The 16,934-nt window shown below is 64.9% G+C and carries 16 protein-coding genes; 9 read left to right on the top strand and 7 right to left on the bottom strand.

Annotated features, from left to right (window positions below; genetic code table 11):
• Nucleotides 1-116: 116 nt before the first annotated feature.
• From purM to AC3WUF_RS14440, 3 genes are read left to right on the top strand one after another with little or no spacing between them, the layout of a single operon-like run.
• Entirely contained in the window at nucleotides 117-1,148 is a 1,032-nt protein-coding gene (gene purM, locus AC3WUF_RS14450) for a phosphoribosylformylglycinamidine cyclo-ligase (protein ID WP_492426755.1), read from the top strand.
• Nucleotides 1,149-1,168: 20 nt separating this feature from the next.
• Nucleotides 1,169-1,831 (top strand): phosphoribosylglycinamide formyltransferase, encoded by a 663-nt coding sequence (purN, locus tag AC3WUF_RS14445; protein WP_492426753.1) that lies wholly within the window; start codon nucleotides 1,169-1,171, stop codon nucleotides 1,829-1,831.
• Complete coding sequence (locus AC3WUF_RS14440; protein WP_492426751.1) at nucleotides 1,828-2,541, top strand: DUF3108 domain-containing protein; 714 nt, start codon at nucleotides 1,828-1,830, stop codon at nucleotides 2,539-2,541. The genes purN and AC3WUF_RS14440 overlap by 4 nt, the downstream gene beginning before the upstream one ends.
• A 43-nt stretch (nucleotides 2,542-2,584) precedes the next feature.
• Here the strand turns inward: AC3WUF_RS14440 and AC3WUF_RS14435 are convergent, their stop codons facing one another.
• Both AC3WUF_RS14435 and AC3WUF_RS14430 read right to left on the bottom strand, forming a co-directional pair.
• A complete protein-coding gene (locus tag AC3WUF_RS14435; protein WP_492426749.1) occupies nucleotides 2,585-3,934 on the bottom strand; it encodes an MBL fold metallo-hydrolase in 1,350 nt (449 codons plus the stop codon).
• Between the two features lie 108 nt (nucleotides 3,935-4,042).
• Complete coding sequence (locus AC3WUF_RS14430) at nucleotides 4,043-4,324, bottom strand: hypothetical protein (RefSeq protein WP_492426747.1); 282 nt, start codon at nucleotides 4,322-4,324, stop codon at nucleotides 4,043-4,045.
• Nucleotides 4,325-4,460: 136 nt separating this feature from the next.
• On the opposite strand from AC3WUF_RS14430, the gene tal reads away from it, so the two are divergent.
• Both tal and AC3WUF_RS14420 read left to right on the top strand, forming a co-directional pair.
• Nucleotides 4,461-5,618, top strand: a complete 1,158-nt coding sequence (gene tal, locus AC3WUF_RS14425; RefSeq protein ID WP_492426745.1) for a transaldolase — start codon at nucleotides 4,461-4,463, stop codon at nucleotides 5,616-5,618.
• Between the two features lie 8 nt (nucleotides 5,619-5,626).
• A complete protein-coding gene (locus AC3WUF_RS14420; protein ID WP_492426743.1) occupies nucleotides 5,627-6,280 on the top strand; it encodes an MBL fold metallo-hydrolase in 654 nt (217 codons plus the stop codon).
• A gap of 159 nt (nucleotides 6,281-6,439) precedes the next feature.
• Here AC3WUF_RS14420 and AC3WUF_RS14415 read toward each other — a convergent pair whose 3' ends face one another.
• Together AC3WUF_RS14415 and AC3WUF_RS14410 are read right to left on the bottom strand one after the other, a co-directional pair.
• Nucleotides 6,440-7,189, bottom strand: a complete 750-nt coding sequence (locus AC3WUF_RS14415) for a phosphoadenylyl-sulfate reductase (protein WP_492426741.1) — start codon at nucleotides 7,187-7,189, stop codon at nucleotides 6,440-6,442.
• A gap of 94 nt (nucleotides 7,190-7,283) precedes the next feature.
• Nucleotides 7,284-7,694, bottom strand: a complete 411-nt coding sequence (locus AC3WUF_RS14410; RefSeq protein ID WP_492426739.1) for an RNA-binding S4 domain-containing protein — start codon at nucleotides 7,692-7,694, stop codon at nucleotides 7,284-7,286.
• 8 nt (nucleotides 7,695-7,702) lie between these two features.
• On the opposite strand from AC3WUF_RS14410, the gene AC3WUF_RS14405 reads away from it, so the two are divergent.
• Complete coding sequence (locus tag AC3WUF_RS14405) at nucleotides 7,703-8,224, top strand: TlpA family protein disulfide reductase (protein WP_492426737.1); 522 nt, start codon at nucleotides 7,703-7,705, stop codon at nucleotides 8,222-8,224.
• Here the strand turns inward: AC3WUF_RS14405 and AC3WUF_RS14400 are convergent.
• A complete protein-coding gene (locus AC3WUF_RS14400; RefSeq protein ID WP_492426735.1) occupies nucleotides 8,221-9,261 on the bottom strand; it encodes a hypothetical protein in 1,041 nt (346 codons plus the stop codon). The two genes, AC3WUF_RS14405 and AC3WUF_RS14400, sit on opposite strands and share 4 nt — an antisense overlap.
• Nucleotides 9,262-9,466: 205 nt before the next feature.
• On the opposite strand from AC3WUF_RS14400, the gene AC3WUF_RS14395 reads away from it, so the two are divergent.
• Nucleotides 9,467-11,554, top strand: a complete 2,088-nt coding sequence (locus AC3WUF_RS14395) for a M3 family metallopeptidase (protein WP_492426733.1) — start codon at nucleotides 9,467-9,469, stop codon at nucleotides 11,552-11,554.
• A 148-nt stretch (nucleotides 11,555-11,702) separates the two neighbouring features.
• On the top strand, nucleotides 11,703-14,105 hold the full coding sequence (gene lon, locus AC3WUF_RS14390; RefSeq protein ID WP_492426731.1) for an endopeptidase La: 2,403 nt from the start codon (nucleotides 11,703-11,705) through the stop codon (nucleotides 14,103-14,105).
• Nucleotides 14,106-14,192: 87 nt separating this feature from the next.
• Here the strand turns inward: lon and AC3WUF_RS14385 are convergent, their stop codons facing one another.
• Both AC3WUF_RS14385 and gloB read right to left on the bottom strand, forming a co-directional pair.
• Nucleotides 14,193-15,206 carry a transglycosylase SLT domain-containing protein gene (locus AC3WUF_RS14385; RefSeq protein WP_492426729.1) on the bottom strand — a complete coding sequence of 338 codons (1,014 nt, stop codon included), beginning with the start codon at nucleotides 15,204-15,206 and terminating at the stop codon, nucleotides 14,193-14,195.
• A gap of 95 nt (nucleotides 15,207-15,301) precedes the next feature.
• The gene (gloB, locus tag AC3WUF_RS14380) at nucleotides 15,302-16,153 is read right to left on the bottom strand and encodes a hydroxyacylglutathione hydrolase (RefSeq protein ID WP_492426727.1); all 852 of its coding nucleotides are present in this window, start codon (nucleotides 16,151-16,153) and stop codon (nucleotides 15,302-15,304) included.
• Between gloB and AC3WUF_RS14375 the strand changes: the two genes are divergently transcribed.
• Nucleotides 16,136-16,903, top strand: a complete 768-nt coding sequence (locus tag AC3WUF_RS14375; RefSeq protein WP_492426725.1) for a class I SAM-dependent methyltransferase — start codon at nucleotides 16,136-16,138, stop codon at nucleotides 16,901-16,903. The two genes, gloB and AC3WUF_RS14375, sit on opposite strands and share 18 nt — an antisense overlap.
• Nucleotides 16,904-16,934 lie beyond the last annotated feature (31 nt).

Raw genomic sequence — 16,934 nt, 5'->3', positions numbered from 1 at the left:
AATTATCCGGTGCGGGCAGCTAAAATAACAGCAAGGCCTGCCCGCAACGGCGAAAAGGCTGCCCGCATACCCGGAACGGCTGCAAGCGCCGTCTCCACATCCAAAGGCAACAACGCATGAGCAAGAAGGCCGGCCTGACCTACCGCGACGCTGGGGTGGATATCGACGAGGGCGATGCCCTGGTCGACGACATCAAGAAGATCGTCAAATCGACGCAGCGGCCGGAAGTGCTGGCGGGCGTCGGCGGCTTCGGCGCGCTGGTCGGCATTCCCAAGAAGTACAAGAACCCGGTGCTGGTCAGCGGCACCGACGGGGTCGGCACCAAGCTCATGCTCGGCATCAAGACCGGCCAGATCGAAGGCCTGGGGCAGGACCTGGTCGGCATGTGCGTCAACGACGTGCTGGTGTCCGGCGCCGAGCCGCTGTTCTTCCTCGACTACTACGCGACCGGCAAGCTCGACAAGAAGGTGGCCGGGCAGGTCATCAAGGGCATCGCCAAGGGTTGCAAGCTGGCCGGCTGCGCGCTGGTCGGCGGCGAAACCGCCGAGATGCCGGGCATGTATCCGCCGGGCGACTTCGATCTCGCCGGCTTCTGCGTCGCGGTGGCCGAGCGCAACAAGCTGATCGACGGCAAGAAGATCCGCGCCGGCGATGTGCTGATCGCGCTGCCGTCCAGCGGCGCGCATGCCAATGGCTTTTCGCTGGTGCGTCGCATCCTCGCAGCCAAGCGCAGCAAGCTCGACGCCGCCTTCGGCAAGGGCACGCTGGCCGACGCGCTGATGGCGCCGACGACGATCTACGTCAAGCCGGTGCTCAAGCTGCTCGAGTCCGGCGTCGCGGTCGGCGGCATGGCGCACATCACCGGCGGCGGTCTGCCGGGCAACCTGCCGCGCTGCTTCCCGAAGGGCGTTTCCGCGGTGGTCGACAGCCAGAGCTGGCAGCAGCCGGAAATCTTCGACTGGCTGCAGAAGCAGGGTAATGTCGAGACCGAGGAGATGCGCCGCGTGTTCAACTGCGGTGTCGGTTTTGTCATCGTCGTGCCGCGTCTGCAGGCCGATGCCGCGATGGCGACGCTCAAGCGCGCCGGCGGCAAGCCCTGGATGCTCGGCGAGATGGTGAAGGGCAAGTCCGGCGTCCGTTACGCCTGATCCGGCCGGCACGCGCGCAGATGACAGCCCGCATCGCGGTCCTGATTTCCGGCCGCGGTCGCAATCTCGAAGCGATCGCCGCGGCCTGCGCCGATGGCCGCATCGACGGAAAGATCGTGCGTGTGCTCAGCAGCCGCGCCGACGCCGGCGGTCTCGCGTTCGCGCAGGCACAGCGCTTGCCCATCGCCGTCATCGAATCGAAACAGTTCGCCGAGCGGCCGCTGTATGACGCCGCACTCTCCGCGCAACTGCAGCAGGATGCGCCGGACATCGTCGTGCTGGCCGGCTTCATGCGCATCCTGACGCCGGGCTTCGTCGTGCAATGGCTCGGTCGCATGATCAACATCCATCCGTCGCTGCTGCCGCGGCATCCGGGCCTGCACACGCATCAGCGTGCGCTCGAAGCCGGCGATCGCGAGCATGGCGCCACCGTGCACTTCGTCACCGCCGAACTCGACGGTGGGCCCGGCATCATTCAGGGCCAGTTAAACGTGCGGGCGGAGGATACGGCGGACTCCCTCGCGGATCGTGTCATGCAAGACGTCGAACTGAAGATCTTTCCCCAGGCGCTGGCGTGGCTGGCGCGTGGCGATGTGCTGCTGCGCGATGGCGTAGTGTTGTTTCGCGGACAGCCGCTGACGACTCCGCTGGGCTTCTCTGCCATGGATCCGGCCTTTCTATGAAACTCGCAGGCATCATTGGGGCGGCGTTGTTGCTGACGGCGACCGCGACTCAGGCTGCAGACGGCGTGACGCAGCTCGCCGAGCGCAGCAACAAGTACGAGATCGAATGGAACGGCATCGGCCTTGGCGTCGGTACGATCAGCCTCGCGCGCGAACCCGACGGCTGCTATCTGTTCACGTCGACCACCGATCCTATCGCCCTGGTTCGCTGGACCTACGGCTCGCCACGTGAGCAGAGCCGCTTCTGCATCAGCGACGGCCAGCTGCTGCCGCAGCAGTTCGAGTACAGCATCGAGAAGCGCAGCAAGGAAGGCTTCCGAATGGACTTCGACTGGGCTGCGAAGCAGGTGCGCACGCTCAAGGGCGGTGTCGTGACCGATCGCGAAATTCCGCAGCCGGCCTACGATCGCTTCCTGATCCGCGAGGCCGTGCGCCTGTGGGTCATTCAACAACAGGCCGGCAACGCACCGGCCGAAGCCGAGTTCACGATGGTCGACGACGATCGCATCAAGGCGTATCGCTTTGCGGTCGTCGGCAAGGAAGCCATCGACACGTCGACCGGCAAGATCGACACGATCCGCGTCGATCGCACCGACAGCGCCAAGCGGCCGTCGCACTACTGGCTCGCGCCGTCGCTGGACTACGTGCCGGTGAAGATCGAGCAGCTCAAGAACGGCAAGGTCGAGCTGCGCATGCTGCTGGTGAAATAAACCGAGCCCGGGTGCAACCCGGGCTGCGGCTGGTGAAGGCAACTCAAGCAGCGATGAGCCCTTCTTCGCGCAGCTTGTCCATGTGGCTTTCGATATTCATCTGCGCCAGCGGCAACAGCCGCGGATCGACGTCGGCGTAGATTTTGCCCAGCATCTGCGGCATGTCCATGCCCGCCTGATGCATCGCGAGCACCTGCTGTTCGCGCTGCTGGCGGTGCAGCAAGGTTTCGCTGAGGCGATAGCAGCTGCCGAGCCCCATGCCGTGCGACGGATAGATCGCGCGCGGAGCTAGCGCGATGATCTTCTGCAGCGACGCGAAGTAGCGCCCCATGTGACCTTCCGGCTTGGCGATGACGACCGTGCCGAGGCCCTGGATCAGATCGCCGACCAGACACCAGCTGCGGTCTTCCGGCATCAGTGCGAGCTGACCCTGGTCGTGGCCCGGAATCTCCAGCACCTTCAGCGGCTGGCCGAGCCAGCGGCAGATGACATCGCCTTCCCGGTAGTGATGCACCGAGATGCCGTCGAAATAATCGTTGCCCTTCTTCAGGCAGATGCGGTGATGCGTGTCTTCCGACATGCCCATCGTCACGTTGAGATGACGGGCGAGGGCGTTGGAGCGCTCGTGATGATCCGGATGGTGATGCGTCAGGAAGATCTCGTGGATGCCGAAGCGCTCGACGACACTGATCAACTTCTGCAGCTCTTCGTCGGAAGCCGGCGACGGGTCGACGAGCACGCGATGCGACTGCGCGTCGCCGAGGAGATAGCAATTGGTGTGTTCTGCCGGCGGCAGCGTGTGCGAACGCACCAGGATCTGCCGTACGCCATGAGTCGATTCGATGACCGGCAGTTCGTACTGCGTGCGCGCTTCGAAGTGCAGCTCGGGGACATCGGTCGTCTGCGGATTGCGCGCGAGTTCGCGCAGCACGGCGATCGTCGGCGGCGCGGTCAGCATCAGCCCGCGCTCGTAGCGCGCCACCCATTCGGCGGCGCTGGCCCAGGCTACCGTGTCGACCTCGTTGGGGTCCGGCGTCACCGGCGGGCGCTCGCTCAGCTCGATGATGAAGAAGCGCGTATTGAAGCGCACCGGCGCCGGCGGCGGCGTCAGCGCAATGCCGATCGGCCGCACGCTACGCACGAGCTGCGACTCGGCGACCAGATCGAGCGTCACTTCTTCGCGAATCTCGCGCAGCAGCGCACGCGCGAGGCGCGGCTCGATCGCTGCCCAGGCAGCGGGCAGCTCGACGCCCTCGGCATCTTCCGCATCGACCTTGCCGCCCGGAAAGCTGTCGTAGCCGGGGAACGAGCGCATGAAGGGCTGACGTCGCGTGATCAGCAGTTCGCCGTCGCAGATCAGGACGGCAGTGACGGCATCGACGATTTTGGACATGGCAGTCGGAACAGGGGCAGGTGCCCATTATCCACTGCGCTCGCGGTACGGGGCAGGCCCATAACAAAACAGCCGGCAGTGCCGGCTGTTTTGCGTATCCGCAGAAGCTTATTCGACCGGTTCGATCGTCTTGATCGTGGCCTTTTCGCCGGCGAAAGTGACGGTGATGATGTGCTTGGAGCCTTTCCAGGTCTCCGTCGTCAGGCTGAGGTCTCCCAAGCTGCCGCCGGAGGCGTCATCGGGGGCGCCAAGCAGGGCATGGATTTCATCACGCGTCATGCCGGCGCTGACCTTGGCGTAGTTGTCCGGGTTGACCTTGGAGCAGGCGGCCAGGCCAAGCAGGCTCAGCGCGGCCACGGCGGCCAGCAGGGAACTGCGGGAATTTGTCATCGGGGTGTCCTTCTTGGGGGAACTTGGAGCAGGTTTTATAGCACCGCAGCTTAGGGGCTGCAGCTGAGCCGCGGCTGAAACTCCGGAGTCAATTCACTTACCGCTGTTTCAATTTCCGCGCCAGCGTGGACAATACGTGCCTCTGATCTCCACGCTCGGCAGTCCCGTGAACCCACTTCAGCAATGCCATCAGCTCGGCCAGTCCCTCTGGTTCGACTTCATCAGCCGTGAACTGCTGGCCAGCGGCCGCCTCGATCGCCTGATCCGCGAGGACGGCGTCAACGGCGTCACTTCGAACCCGGCGATCTTTGAAAAGGCGATTGCCGCGACGAGCGATTACGACGCGGCGCTCGCGCCGCTGGTCAGTGCCGGCGAGCACGATCCGGAGCGTCTGTTCGAGGCGCTGGCGATCGCCGATATCAGCGCCGCCGCCGATGCGCTGCATGGCAAGTACGTCGAGAGCAAGGCGCAGGATGGCTACGTCAGCCTGGAAGTGTCGCCGCAACTCGCGCTCGACGAAGCGGCCACCGTCGCCGCCGCGCGCCGCCTCTGGAAGGCGGTCGCCAAGCCGAACCTGATGATCAAGGTGCCCGGCACGCCGGCCGGCGCCGCTGCCTTGCGCCAGCTGACGGCCGACGGCATCAACGTCAACGTCACGCTGCTGTTTGCGCGCAGCGCTTACGCGGCGGTGGCGCAGGCGTATCTCGAAGGTCTCGAACAGTGGGTCGCCAAGGGGGGCGATCCGGCCCGCGTCTCCAGCGTCGCCAGCTTCTTCGTCAGCCGCATCGACACCGCGATGGACGCCGAGATCAACCAGCGCATGGCCGCGGCCAGCGACGCGCAGCACGTCACGCTGAGCGGCCTGCTCGGGCAGGTGGCGATCGCCAATGCCAAGCTGGCGTATGCCGATTACCAGCGCTTCATCGCGCAGCCGCGCTGGCAGGCGCTCGCTGCCAAGGGCGCGCAGCCGCAGCGTCTGCTGTGGGCCAGCACCGGCACCAAGAATCCGGCGTATCGCGATGTGATCTACGTCGAGGCGCTGCTCGGTCCGCAGACGGTCAACACCGTGCCACCGGCGACGCTCGATGCCTTCCGCGATCACGGCGTGGCGCAGGCGCGGTTGCTGGAAGGTCTCGATGCCGCGCAGGCGGTCTTCGCGGCGGTCGATCAGCTCAAGCTGCCGCTGGATGCGATCACCGATCGTCTCGTCGTCGAGGGCCTGAAGCTGTTCGCTGACGCGCACGACAGTCTGCTCAAGGCGGTTGCCGGCAAGCGCGACGCCCTGCTCAAGTAGGTCAGACGATGACTCAGGCAGGGCGCCTCGGCGTCGAGGTATTGCCGGTCACGGCGTTCCAGCAGAACTGCTCGCTTATCTGGGACAGCAGCACGATGCGCGGTGCCCTGGTCGATGCCGGCGGCGAGCCGCAACGCCTGATCGATGCCGCGCAGCGGCGCGGGGTGACGCTGGAGAAACTGCTGGTCACGCACGGGCATCTCGACCATATCGGCGTCGTTGCCGAACTCGCCGAGCGCCTGCAGCTGCCGATCGAAGGTCCGCACAAGGACGATGAGTTCTGGATCGCGATGCTGCCCGAGGCGGCGCGCCAGTACAGCTTTCCGCCGGCGCGCAGCTTCACGCCCAACCGCTGGTTGAACGGCGGCGACACGGTCAGCGTCGGCGACCTGCAGCTGGATGTCATCCACTGCCCGGGCCACACGCCGGGGCACGTCGTGTTCCATCACGCCGGTTCGGCGCTGGCGATGGTCGGGGACGTGCTGTTCAGCGGGTCGATCGGTCGCACCGACTTTCCGCGCGGCAATCATGCCGACCTGATCCGCTCGATTCGGGAGCGTCTGTTTCCGCTCGGCGACGACATCACCTTCGTGCCAGGTCACGGCCCCTTGTCGACGTTCGGCGAAGAGCGGCGCAGCAATCCTTACGTGGCGGACCGGTAGCAGAGTAGGCTGGGATGAGCGTAGCGAATCCCAGCTTTGCGCAGCCTCTGATCGGACTGCTGGGATTCCGCTGACGCTTCATCCCAGCCTACGACATCTGCAGTCGTTGTAGCCCGGGTGAAACCCGGGTTGCACCCGGGCTACGAGGTCAGCGTCGCGTCAGAGATGCAGGCCGCACTCGGTCTTCGGCTTGCCGACCCAGCGGCCGCTGCGGCCTTCGCCGGCGACGGTGCAGTGCGAGCAGCCGATCGACGAATAGCCCTTGGCGACCAGCGGATGAAACGGCAGGTCGTGTTCGCGGATGTAGGCGTCGCGCTCGTCGCGCGTCACGTCGATCATCGGATTGAACTTGATGATGTTGCGACGCACCTCGAAGATCTCGAGGTCCGAGCGATGTTCGGTCTGCCAGTGCATCAGGCTCGACACCCACACGTGGTAGTTCGGCTTGACCGCTTCGAGCGGCTCGACCTTGTTGACCGAGCAGCAGAAGTCCGGGTCCTTCGACCAGGTTTTTTCTTCGGTCGTGAACTGATGCTTCCAGTCCTCGGCGCGCAGGTCGGCGACCTTGAGCTTGAACAGATCGATCAGGTACTGGCGGTACGCCACCGTCTCCGGAAAGTGATAGCCGGTGTCGATGAAGTGCACGAGCTGGTCCGGACGGATGCGCGAAACGATGTGCAGGAAGTACGCCGACGTGGCCGCGAACGAAGAGGTGACAAGCACCTTACCGGGCTCGAAATCCTGGTACAGGCGGCGGATGCGCTCCTCGAAGTGCAGAGGGGCATATTCGCGGTTGAGTGCGGCGATCTGCTCGGCATTGATCGGCGCAAGGCGGCCGGCTTCTGCGGCTGGCGCCGGTGCACTGACAAAGGCGGACGGACGAATAACGGTGGCGGTGGCTGCGTTCATTAGGTGCGCAGTCTAGGAGCGCGGGCCCTGTCGTACAACGATTTGGCGGTCAAAACCCCCAAATGGAATAAGGATATAGCGCGCTCCGGCAGCGTCAGTTGCCGCGCTTGAAGCGATGGATTTCGCGGCGTTGCTGCTTGCTCGGACGCTGCGGGCTGTCGAGGCCGACGGCCGCCTGACGCAGCAGGCGTTCGCGCTCGCGGCGGGCCTGGCTTTCCGCCGTTTCCGCGTACAGCCGCTGTGCTTCGGGGGCACCGCGCCGCTGGTCGCTGACGCCGAGCACGACCACTTCGATGTCATCCCAGCCCTGGCGGATGCGCAGGCGGGCGCCGATCGCCACCGTCTTGCTGACCTTGGTCCGCTCGTCCTCATAGCGGACATGGCCGCTATCGACGGCGTCCTTCGCCAGCGTGCGCGTCTTGAAGAAGCGTGCGGCCCACAGCCATTTGTCGAGCCGCACCGGCTCGGAGGCTGCAGTAAGATCGGTCGAATGCTCAGTGGCCATGAAGCCTTGTGAAGTTCGTCGGTTGCGGAAGCGGGACGCTGCGTCTTGCCGGTCTGCTGCTGCTCGCCGCCGCGCTGCCGTTACCGGCCAATGCGGCCTTGGCGACGGGCGTGACGGCGCCGGATTATCTCGGAAAATCGGCAGGCGGGCAGACGGTCAAGGTCTCCGCGTTTGCCGGCAAGCTCGTCATCGTCACGTTCTGGGCCAGCTGGTGTGCGCCCTGCCTGGAGGAGATGCCGCTGCTCGAAGGCCTGCAGCAGAAGCTGGGCCGCGAGCGGATCGAGGTTGTCGCGGTCAACTGGGGTGAGGACGGCCAGCGCTACCGGCAGTTGCTCCGTCAGCTGACCGAGGTGCAGATGACCCTGACCCACGATGCCGGCAAGCTGATCGGCCGGACCTACGAGATCGACGATATCCCACAGCTGTACCTGATCGACCGCGAAGGGCGGATCGCCTACCAGAGCCGTGGGTATTCGCCCGAAAACGCGCAATTGCTGCTCGATGCGATCAATCGCCTGCTGGCGGACTAGTCGTCCTTGCCGAACGGCAGTTCAAGGCCGATGCCGACTTCATACGAGCCCTCGCGCGGCAGCTCCGGATCGATGCGCGGCCAGGTGTAGCCGAGGCTGAATTCGCCGTAGAGCTTGTTGCCGAACAGCGGCTGGCGGAACGTGGCGGCGGTGCCGTATTCGTAGAGCGGCTCCGGCGCATTGGTATCGCCGGTGATGAACAGCTGATAGGCCATGCCGCGGCCCTTCGTCAGGTTCTGGTAGAGCGTTACCGAGTTCGACCAGTCGACGCCGGTATCCGCCTCGGTCGTCGTGCCCACCGAAGACAGCCGTAGCAACAACTTCGGCGACAGCACCTGCGAGTAGTTTGCGCCGACCGTCACGCCGACGCCGTCGCGGGTCTGCCAGAACGGGGTGACGCGGAGATAGGCGACGCTTTCGTCGTCCGAGTACAGCGTGTAGTGAACGCGCGAACGCAGGAAGACGCGCGGTTCGCTGAGCCCGGAGGCGCCGACCCGGAAATCGACGCTGACGCGTTTCGAGCCCGGCAGGGCGTAGCCCAGGCCCGCCAGCCATTCCTCGCGATCGTCGATCTTCGGCAACTGCGAGCTGAGCGAGAAGCGCTCGACGCGGTCGCTGATGAAATCGCTCTGGTCTTCGCGGCCGAGGAAGGCCGACGTCCTGCCCTTCAACGAAGGCAGCTTGATCCTGACCCGCAGACGGACCTTGGTCTCGAAGCCTTCGAATTCGGAATAGCTGGCCGAGGTCGACAGATAGCCGTTGGTGTTGCGCGCGGATTCGATGTCCGCCTCGTCCGCAAACAGGCCGTCGAGCCATAGCGCGGTCTTGCAACCGGTTTCCTCGAGCATCACTCGCGTGTCGTCGACGATCTCCGGCGCATCGCCGGTGATGACCGCTTCCTGGTCGCAGGGATTCTTCGGTTCGGGCTTGCCCGGTCCCCGGGAGGCGCAGGCCGTCAGGAGCGCAACGCCGAGCAGCAACGCAGCACGGCTCGACGCCGTCCAAGCGCTCCAGCTGCGGTTTGAAGCTTCCTGCATCAAACGCTCTCTCCCAGGCAGAAACTCCATGGCCGTGCGCTGCGGCTGGAGTTCGTTGACGTACTGTCGCTGTGGGTATTCACTCTGGTCAAGTCAGCGACCAGCAAGGCAGCATTTGCTTCGAGATCATAAGAGGGGATTTGAGATGCGTTCGAGCGTGAGCGCGGCAGCTGCCGCCGGAGTTCTGCTATGTGGTTGCGCCAACATGGGTGGGCCTGCCGACGCGCCCGCGAAGGCGAGCACGGCCAATCCCCTGATGACGGCCAGCACGCTGCAGTTCGAGTATCCGCCGTTCGACCTGATTCGCGACGAACACTTCGCGCCGGCCTTCGAGGCCGGCATGCGCGAGCAGCTGACCGAGATCGACGCGATTGCGACGAACCCGGCGGCGCCCAGCTTCGACAATACGGTGGTCGCCATGGAGCGCAGCGGCGCACTGTTGAATCGCGTGTCGGCGGTGTTCTACAACCTTGCGTCGTCCAACACCAATCCGCAGATTCAGGCGATCCAGGCCGAAATGGCGCCCAAGCTCGCGGCGCACAACGATGCGATCCTGCTCAACCCTGCGCTGTTTGCCCGCGTCGAGGCGCTGTACGGCGGCCGGGCCGCCCTGGGCCTGGATGCCGAATCCCTGCGCCTGCTGGAACTGCTGCGGCGTGACTTCGTGCGCGCCGGCGCCCAGCTGGCGGCCGACAAGCAGACGCAGATGCGCAGCATCAATGCGGAGTTGTCGGGCCTGACGACCAAGTTCCAGCAGAACCTGCTCAAGGACAGCAACGATTCGGCGATTGTCCTCGACAATGCCGCCGAGCTGGATGGCCTGGCTGCAGACGCGGTTGCCGCCGCCGCCGAAGCCGCGAAGGCGCGCGGCCTGGAAGGCAAGTGGGTATTGGGCCTGCAGCTGCCGACGGTACAGCCGTCGCTGACTTCGCTGACCGACCGCGCGGTTCGCGAGCGGGTCTACAAGGCCTCGATCACGCGCGGCAACAACGGCAACGAGGCCGACAACAAAGCGACCTTGCTGCGTATCGTCGAGTTGCGCGCCGCGCGCGCGGGCCTGCTCGGCTATGCCGATCACGCCTCGTATGTGCTTGAGGAAAGTACCGCGCTGACCAAGCAGGCGGTCAACCAGATGCTGGCCAAGCTGACCCCGGCGGCGGTTGCCAACGTCAAGCGCGAGGCGGCGGACCTGCAGAAGCTGATCGACGCGCAGAAGGGCGGCTTCAAGCTCGCGCCGTGGGACTGGGCGTTCTACGCGGAACAATTGCGCAAGCAGCGCTACGCCTTCGACGACAACGAACTGCGGCCCTATCTGGAGATGGAGCGCGTGATGCGCGACGGTGTCTTCTACATGGCCGGCCAGCTGTACGGGCTGACGTTCACCGAGCGCAAGGATCTGCCGGTGTACCACCCAGACGTCCGGGTTTTCGAGGTCAAGGATGCCGATGGCAGTGTCCTCGGCCTGTTTCTTGCAGACTACTTCGCACGCCCAAGCAAGCGCGGGGGTGCCTGGATGAACAGCTTTGTGCAGCAGAACGGCCTGCTCGGAACGCGTGCGGTGCTGGTCAACAATCTCAACGTCGCCAAGCCGCCCGCTGGCGAGCCGGTGCTGCTGACGTTCGACGAAGCCAACACGATGTTCCACGAGTTCGGCCACGCGCTGCACGGCCTGTTCTCGAACGTGAAGTACCCGTACTTCTCCGGCACGTCGGTGCCGCGGGATTTCGTCGAGTATCCGTCGCAGGTCCACGAGATGTGGGTGACCGATCCGACCGTATTGAAGCACTACGCCCGTCACTACCAGAGCGCTGAAGCGATGCCGCAGGCGCTGGCCGACAAGGTGCTGGCCGCGCAGCAGTTCAACCAGGGGTTCACGACGACCGAGTATCTTGGCGCGACGCTGCTCGACCAGGCCTGGCACCAGCTGGCGCCGGGCACGGTCATCGACGACGCCATGCGCTTCGAGGACAGTGCCCTGCAGAATGCCGGGGTCAAGCTCGACAGCGTGCTGCCGCGCTATCGCAGCACCTACTTCAGTCACATTTTCGCCGGCGGTTACTCGGCGGGCTATTACGCCTACATCTGGAGCGAAGTGCTCGATGCTGACAGCGTCGAGTGGTTCAAGCAGAACGGCGGCCTCAAGCGCGAGAACGGCGAGCATTTCCGCAAGACCCTGCTGTCGCGTGGCAACAGTGTCGATCCGATGGCGCAGTTCAAGGATTTCCGCGGCCGCGATCCGCAGATCGAACCGCTGCTGCAGCGCCGCGGTCTGAGTCAGGCGGGCAAAAAGTGATCAGAGCCTGCAAATCTTGCAATCGGTCGGGCGGCTGTCGTTTGCCTGCACTGATCCTTGATTTTGCGGGCACTGCCCATATTGACCGACTAAATCAGCCACACCCATCCGGCATAATGCCGGCAATGCCCCGAAATCCGGAGATCCAGTGACCACATCCACAGACCGTACCGCACCCGTTCTGCCGCTACGGGATGTCGTGGTGTTCCCGCACATGGCGATTCCGCTGTTCGTGGGTCGCGAGAAATCGATCAAGGCCCTGACGGCCGCGATGCAGGACGACAAGCGCATCCTGCTGCTCGCCCAGCGCACCGCGGATACCGACGACCCGCGCGAGATCGACATGTACAGCGTCGGCACGCTGGCGACGATCCTGCAGATGCTCAAGCTGCCGGATGGCACTGTGAAGGTGCTCGTCGAAGGCCAGGAGCGCGCCCAGGTTTCGAACCTCGACTTCGACGGCGACTATGTCACCGCCGATTGCCAGCCGCTGCCCGAAGCCAAGCAGGAACTCACCGAGGACAAGGAAATCGACGCGCTGTCGCGTTCGATCCTGGCCCAGTTCGAGGCCTACGCCAAGCTCAACAAGAAGGTGCCCGCCGAACTGCTGCCGTCACTGGCGAGCATGGATTCGGCCGGCCGCCTGGCGGACACGATTGCCGCGCACCTGAACCTCAAGCTCGAGGACAAGCAGGAAGTGCTGGAGATTGCCGACGCCAAGTCGCGCCTCGAGCATGTGCTCAGCGAGCTGGAAGGCGAGATCGACGTCCTGCAGATCGAGAAGAAAATCCGTTCGCGCGTGAAGACGCAGATGGAGAAGAACCAGCGCGAGTACTACCTGAATGAGCAGATGAAGGCCATTCAGAAGGAGCTCGGCGAGGGCGAGGAAGGCCCGAGCGAGCAGGAAGAGATCGCGCAGAAGATCGAAAAGGCCGGCATGCACAAGGAGGCGAAGGCCAAGGCCGTCGCCGAATTCAACAAGCTCAAGATGATGCCGCCGATGTCGGCGGAAGCCACCGTCGTGCGCAACTATCTCGACTGGCTGACCCAGGTGCCCTGGAAGAAGCGCACCAAGACCCACATCGATCTGGAAGCCTGCCAGGCCAAGCTGGACGAAGACCACTACGGTCTGGAGAAGGTCAAGGAGCGCATCGTCGAGCATCTCGCCGTGCAGTCGCGGATGAAGAAGCTCAAGGGTCCGATCCTGTGCCTGGTCGGCCCTCCGGGCGTCGGCAAGACCTCGCTCGGCCGCTCGATTGCCGAGGCGGTCAACCGCAAGTTCGTCCGCATGTCGCTTGGCGGCGTGCGCGACGAGGCGGAAATCCGCGGTCATCGCCGCACGTACATCGGCTCGATGCCGGGCAAGATCGTGCAGAACATGTCGAAGGTCGGCGTCAAGAACCCGCTGTTCCTGCTCGATGAAATCGACAAGATGGCGATGGACTTCCGCGGCGATCCGTCGTCGGCGCTGCTCGAGGTGCTCGATCCCGAGCAGAACTCGACGTTCCAGGATCACTATCTGGAAGTCGAATACGACTTGTCCGACGTGATGTTCATCGCAACGGCGAACACGCTGAACATTCCGGGCCCGCTGCTCGACCGCATGGAAGTGATCCGTCTCGCCGGCTACACCGAGGACGAGAAGGTCAACATCGCGCGCCAGTATCTGCTGTCCAAGCAGATGAAGAACAACGGCCTCAAGGACGGCGAGCTGGAAGTCACCGAGGAAGCGCTGCGCGCGGTCATTCGTCTGTACACCCGCGAAGCCGGCGTGCGCAGCCTCGAGCGCCTGCTCAGCAAGATCTGTCGCAAGACGGTCAAGCGCCTGCTGATCGATCCGAAGCTGCTGGCGCTCAAGGTCGAGGAGTCCAACCTCAGCGATTTCCTCGGCGTGCCACAGTTCCGCTACGGCCGTGCCGAGGAGCACAACCAGGTCGGCCAGGTCACCGGTCTGGCCTGGACCGAAGTCGGCGGCGAGCTGCTGACGATCGAAGCCGCGCTGGCGCCGGGCAAGGGCAAGCTGACGCAGACGGGCTCGCTCGGCAACGTCATGCAGGAGTCGATCCAGGCCGCGTTAACGGTGGTGCGTTCGCGCTCGAAGGCGCTCGGAATTGACGCCGAGTTCTACGCCAAGAACGACCTGCACGTGCACGTGCCGGAAGGTGCGACGCCGAAGGACGGCCCGTCGGCGGGTATCGCGATGTGCACCGCGCTGGTATCGGCGCTGACCGGCATTCCGGTCCGTGCGGACGTCGCGATGACCGGCGAAATCACCCTGCGCGGCGAAGTGCTGCCGATCGGCGGTTTGAAGGAAAAGATGCTCGCGGCCCAGCGCGGCGGCATCCAGACCGTCGTCATCCCGCACGAGAACGTCAAGGATCTGGCCGACATTCCGGAAACCGTGAAGTCCAAGCTCAATATCGAGCCGGTGCGCTGGGTCGACGACGTGCTGCGGATTGCGCTTGAGCGCATGCCGGAAGCCCGGGTCGTTCCGGACGGCGCCGCGGCAACCGCGGAAGCCGCCGCAGCCGAGGCTGCCCGCGCACACTGAGCGGACAGGGCCTGAAACTCGGGCATGAAAAAAGCGGCGATGGGAAACCATCGCCGCTTTTGTTTGGAAGCCGTGAAAGCGGGGCGCCTAGAGGCTGGTCGGCACCTGCAACCGCGATCCTGCCCGCAGCGGCGCGCCGGCCGGCAGCTCATTGCGCGAGGCGAGCATCGCGACGCTGACGCCATAGCGGCTGGCGATATGGCTCAGCGACTCGCCGGCCTGCACCACATGCACCAGCGCCGGCTGTTGCGGCTTGCCCGCATAGCGCTGATTGGCCATCGCCACGCGCAAGCGCTGGGCTTCGGCCGGCGGCAACGCGAGCATGGCCTTGTCGCCGGTGTTCGACATCTGCCGCAGACCGGGATTCAGCTCGCGGATCAGCTGCTCGGAGATGTTGGCCGCCTTGGCGAGCCGGCCGAGGTCGACCGGGCGACGCAGGCGGATCAGCTCGGTCGGCGCGGCATTCGGAATGCGCGGCAGGGTCACGCCAAAACGTTTCGGCTGCTGGATCAGCAGGCAGATGCCGGCCAGCTTGCGCGCGTGTTCGTAGGTTTCCGGCGGCAGATTCTTCAGCTGCCAGAAGTTTCTGACGCTGGGCTGCATCTGCATGACTTCGGCCAGGCGGCCGCGGCCGATGTTGAAGGCGGCAATCGCCAGCCACCAGTCATCGAAGCGCTCATACATGTCGTTGAGGTGGCCGAGGGCGACGCGGGTGCTGGCAATGGGATCGACGCGCGGGTCGTAGCTGGCGCTGCTGGTCAGGCCGAAGCTGCTGGCGGTGGCCGGCAGCAGCTGCCACAGCCCATAGGCATGCTGGCTGGAAATCGCGCTGGTGTTGAACCCGGACTCGACGGCGGGCAGCAGAACCAGCTCCAGCGGCAGTTTGCGGCGTTCGGCGGCTTCGACCATGTGCCACAGATGCGGCTGTGCGCGCGCCATCATGGCCTTGAATGCGGCAGGGTGACGGGCGAAGTGCTGAGCCCATTTGACGGCGTCCGGCTGCGCTTCGGCACGCAACTGCATGCCGGCGACAACGCGCGGCCAGATCGAGTCTTCCGGCGTCTTCGACGCAGCAGGCGTCAGCCAGAAAACGGCAATCAAAACCAGGAAAAAGCGACGCCCAAGGACCCCCACGGTCCCCCCATGTCTGTTATTTGTCCGGGCACTTTACAGCATCGTGTCGGTTTGACTACCACCTATACGGGGGTGCGGTAGCCATCTTTCCATTTGCGTAGGGCGGCGAAGACCTCTGATTCGTCTAACAAATTCTTGCATGCCCAATTTTCCGCTGCGGCCCGGACCGCCGGAACCGCGCTTCTGAGGAAGGGGTTGATGCGGCGTTCGAGAGCCAGCTCCGTCGGCACGCTGGCGAGGCCTTCGGCCCGCAGCTGCTGGACATCGCGGATGCGATCGCGGATGTCGCTGTTGCCCGGCTCCACCGCCTGTGCGAAAGCCAGATTCGACAGCGTGTACTCGTGGGTGCAGTACATGCGGCTGCCGGCCGGCAGGGCGTTGAGCCGCTGCAATGAGGCGTGCATCTGCGCCGCGGTGCCTTCGAACAGGCGGCCGCAGCCCGCGGAGAACAGGGTGTCACCGCACAGGACGAACGGCGGCTCGCCGGCCGTCGGCGAAAGCTGCACATAAGTGATGTGCCCCAGGGTATGGCCGGGTACCGCCATGACCTGCAGGCGCTGGCCGAGCAGTTCGACGATATCCCCGTCGCGCAGCTGCTGACTCAGGATCTTGATTTTGCTGGCTTCTTCGGCAGGGCCATAAACCGGTACCGGCCACTTCGCGAGCAGCGTCGGAATGCCGGCGATGTGATCCGGGTGATGGTGGGTGACCAGGATCGCGACCAGATTCAGCGCGTTCTCCTGCAGAAACTGGGCGACCGGTGCGCCATCGCCCGGGTCGACGACGACCGCGTCGCGACCCTCGGTCAGCACCCAGACATAGTTGTCGGTAAAGATCGGGATTGCCTGCAGCCGCATAGTCGTTACCATGAGGAAAACGCCTTGCAGGGTAGCGCCATGACTCCGCTGCGTCATCACAACAATTCCCGTCCGCTGGACCGCGTATCGCTGGGCATCTGGCGGCGCTCGGCCCGCGGCAGCCAGCTGATCGATCTGGAGGCGCGCGAGCTCGCGCGTCTGCTGCCGGACGTCTTCGGCCGGCATGTGCTGCAGGTCGGCAGCTGGGCGGCCGATGCCGCGTTGGTCGATAGCGCCGGCACGATGCATCACGCCGTGCTCGGCGCACTCGGCGACCCGGCCGCGGCGGGGGTTGTCGATCCGACGCAGCTGCCGCTGCCGGCCAAAAGCGTCGATGCAATCGTGCTGCCGCACACGCTGGAGTTTTCGCGCTCGCCGCATAACGTGCTGCGCGAAGTCGATCGGGTGCTCAACGATCGCGGCCGGCTGTTCGTGCTCGGCTTCAACCCCTGGAGTTTGTGGTCCTGGCGCTCTGCGCTCGGCCTGCGCCATCGGGCGTTTCCGTCCGGCGCACGCTTCTACAGCGCCGGGCGTGTCAGCGACTGGCTCGAACTGCTGGATTTCGAGGTGGGCGAGGTGCGCCGTTTCAGCGTCGGTTTTCCCTGGCTCTCGCCGCACAGCGTCGGCGACGGCTGGTCGCCGGCCAGCTTGCTGGCGCCGTTTGCCGAGGCGTATCTCGTCTGTGCGCGCAAACGCGTGTTGCCAATGAACTTCGTCGGCCGCGTCGCTCGTGCGCAAGTGCGCCCGCTGGTCGGTGTCGGGGTTCCCGTGGCACAGCGCGATGCCGACAGCGGCCTGACGCCCTGAATCCGCGATGCCGGTAAACTGCAGCGTCAGC

This window comes from Fontimonas sp. FW305-C-3, from assembly GCF_058783185.1.
This window is presented reverse-complemented; position numbering and strand designations above follow the sequence as displayed.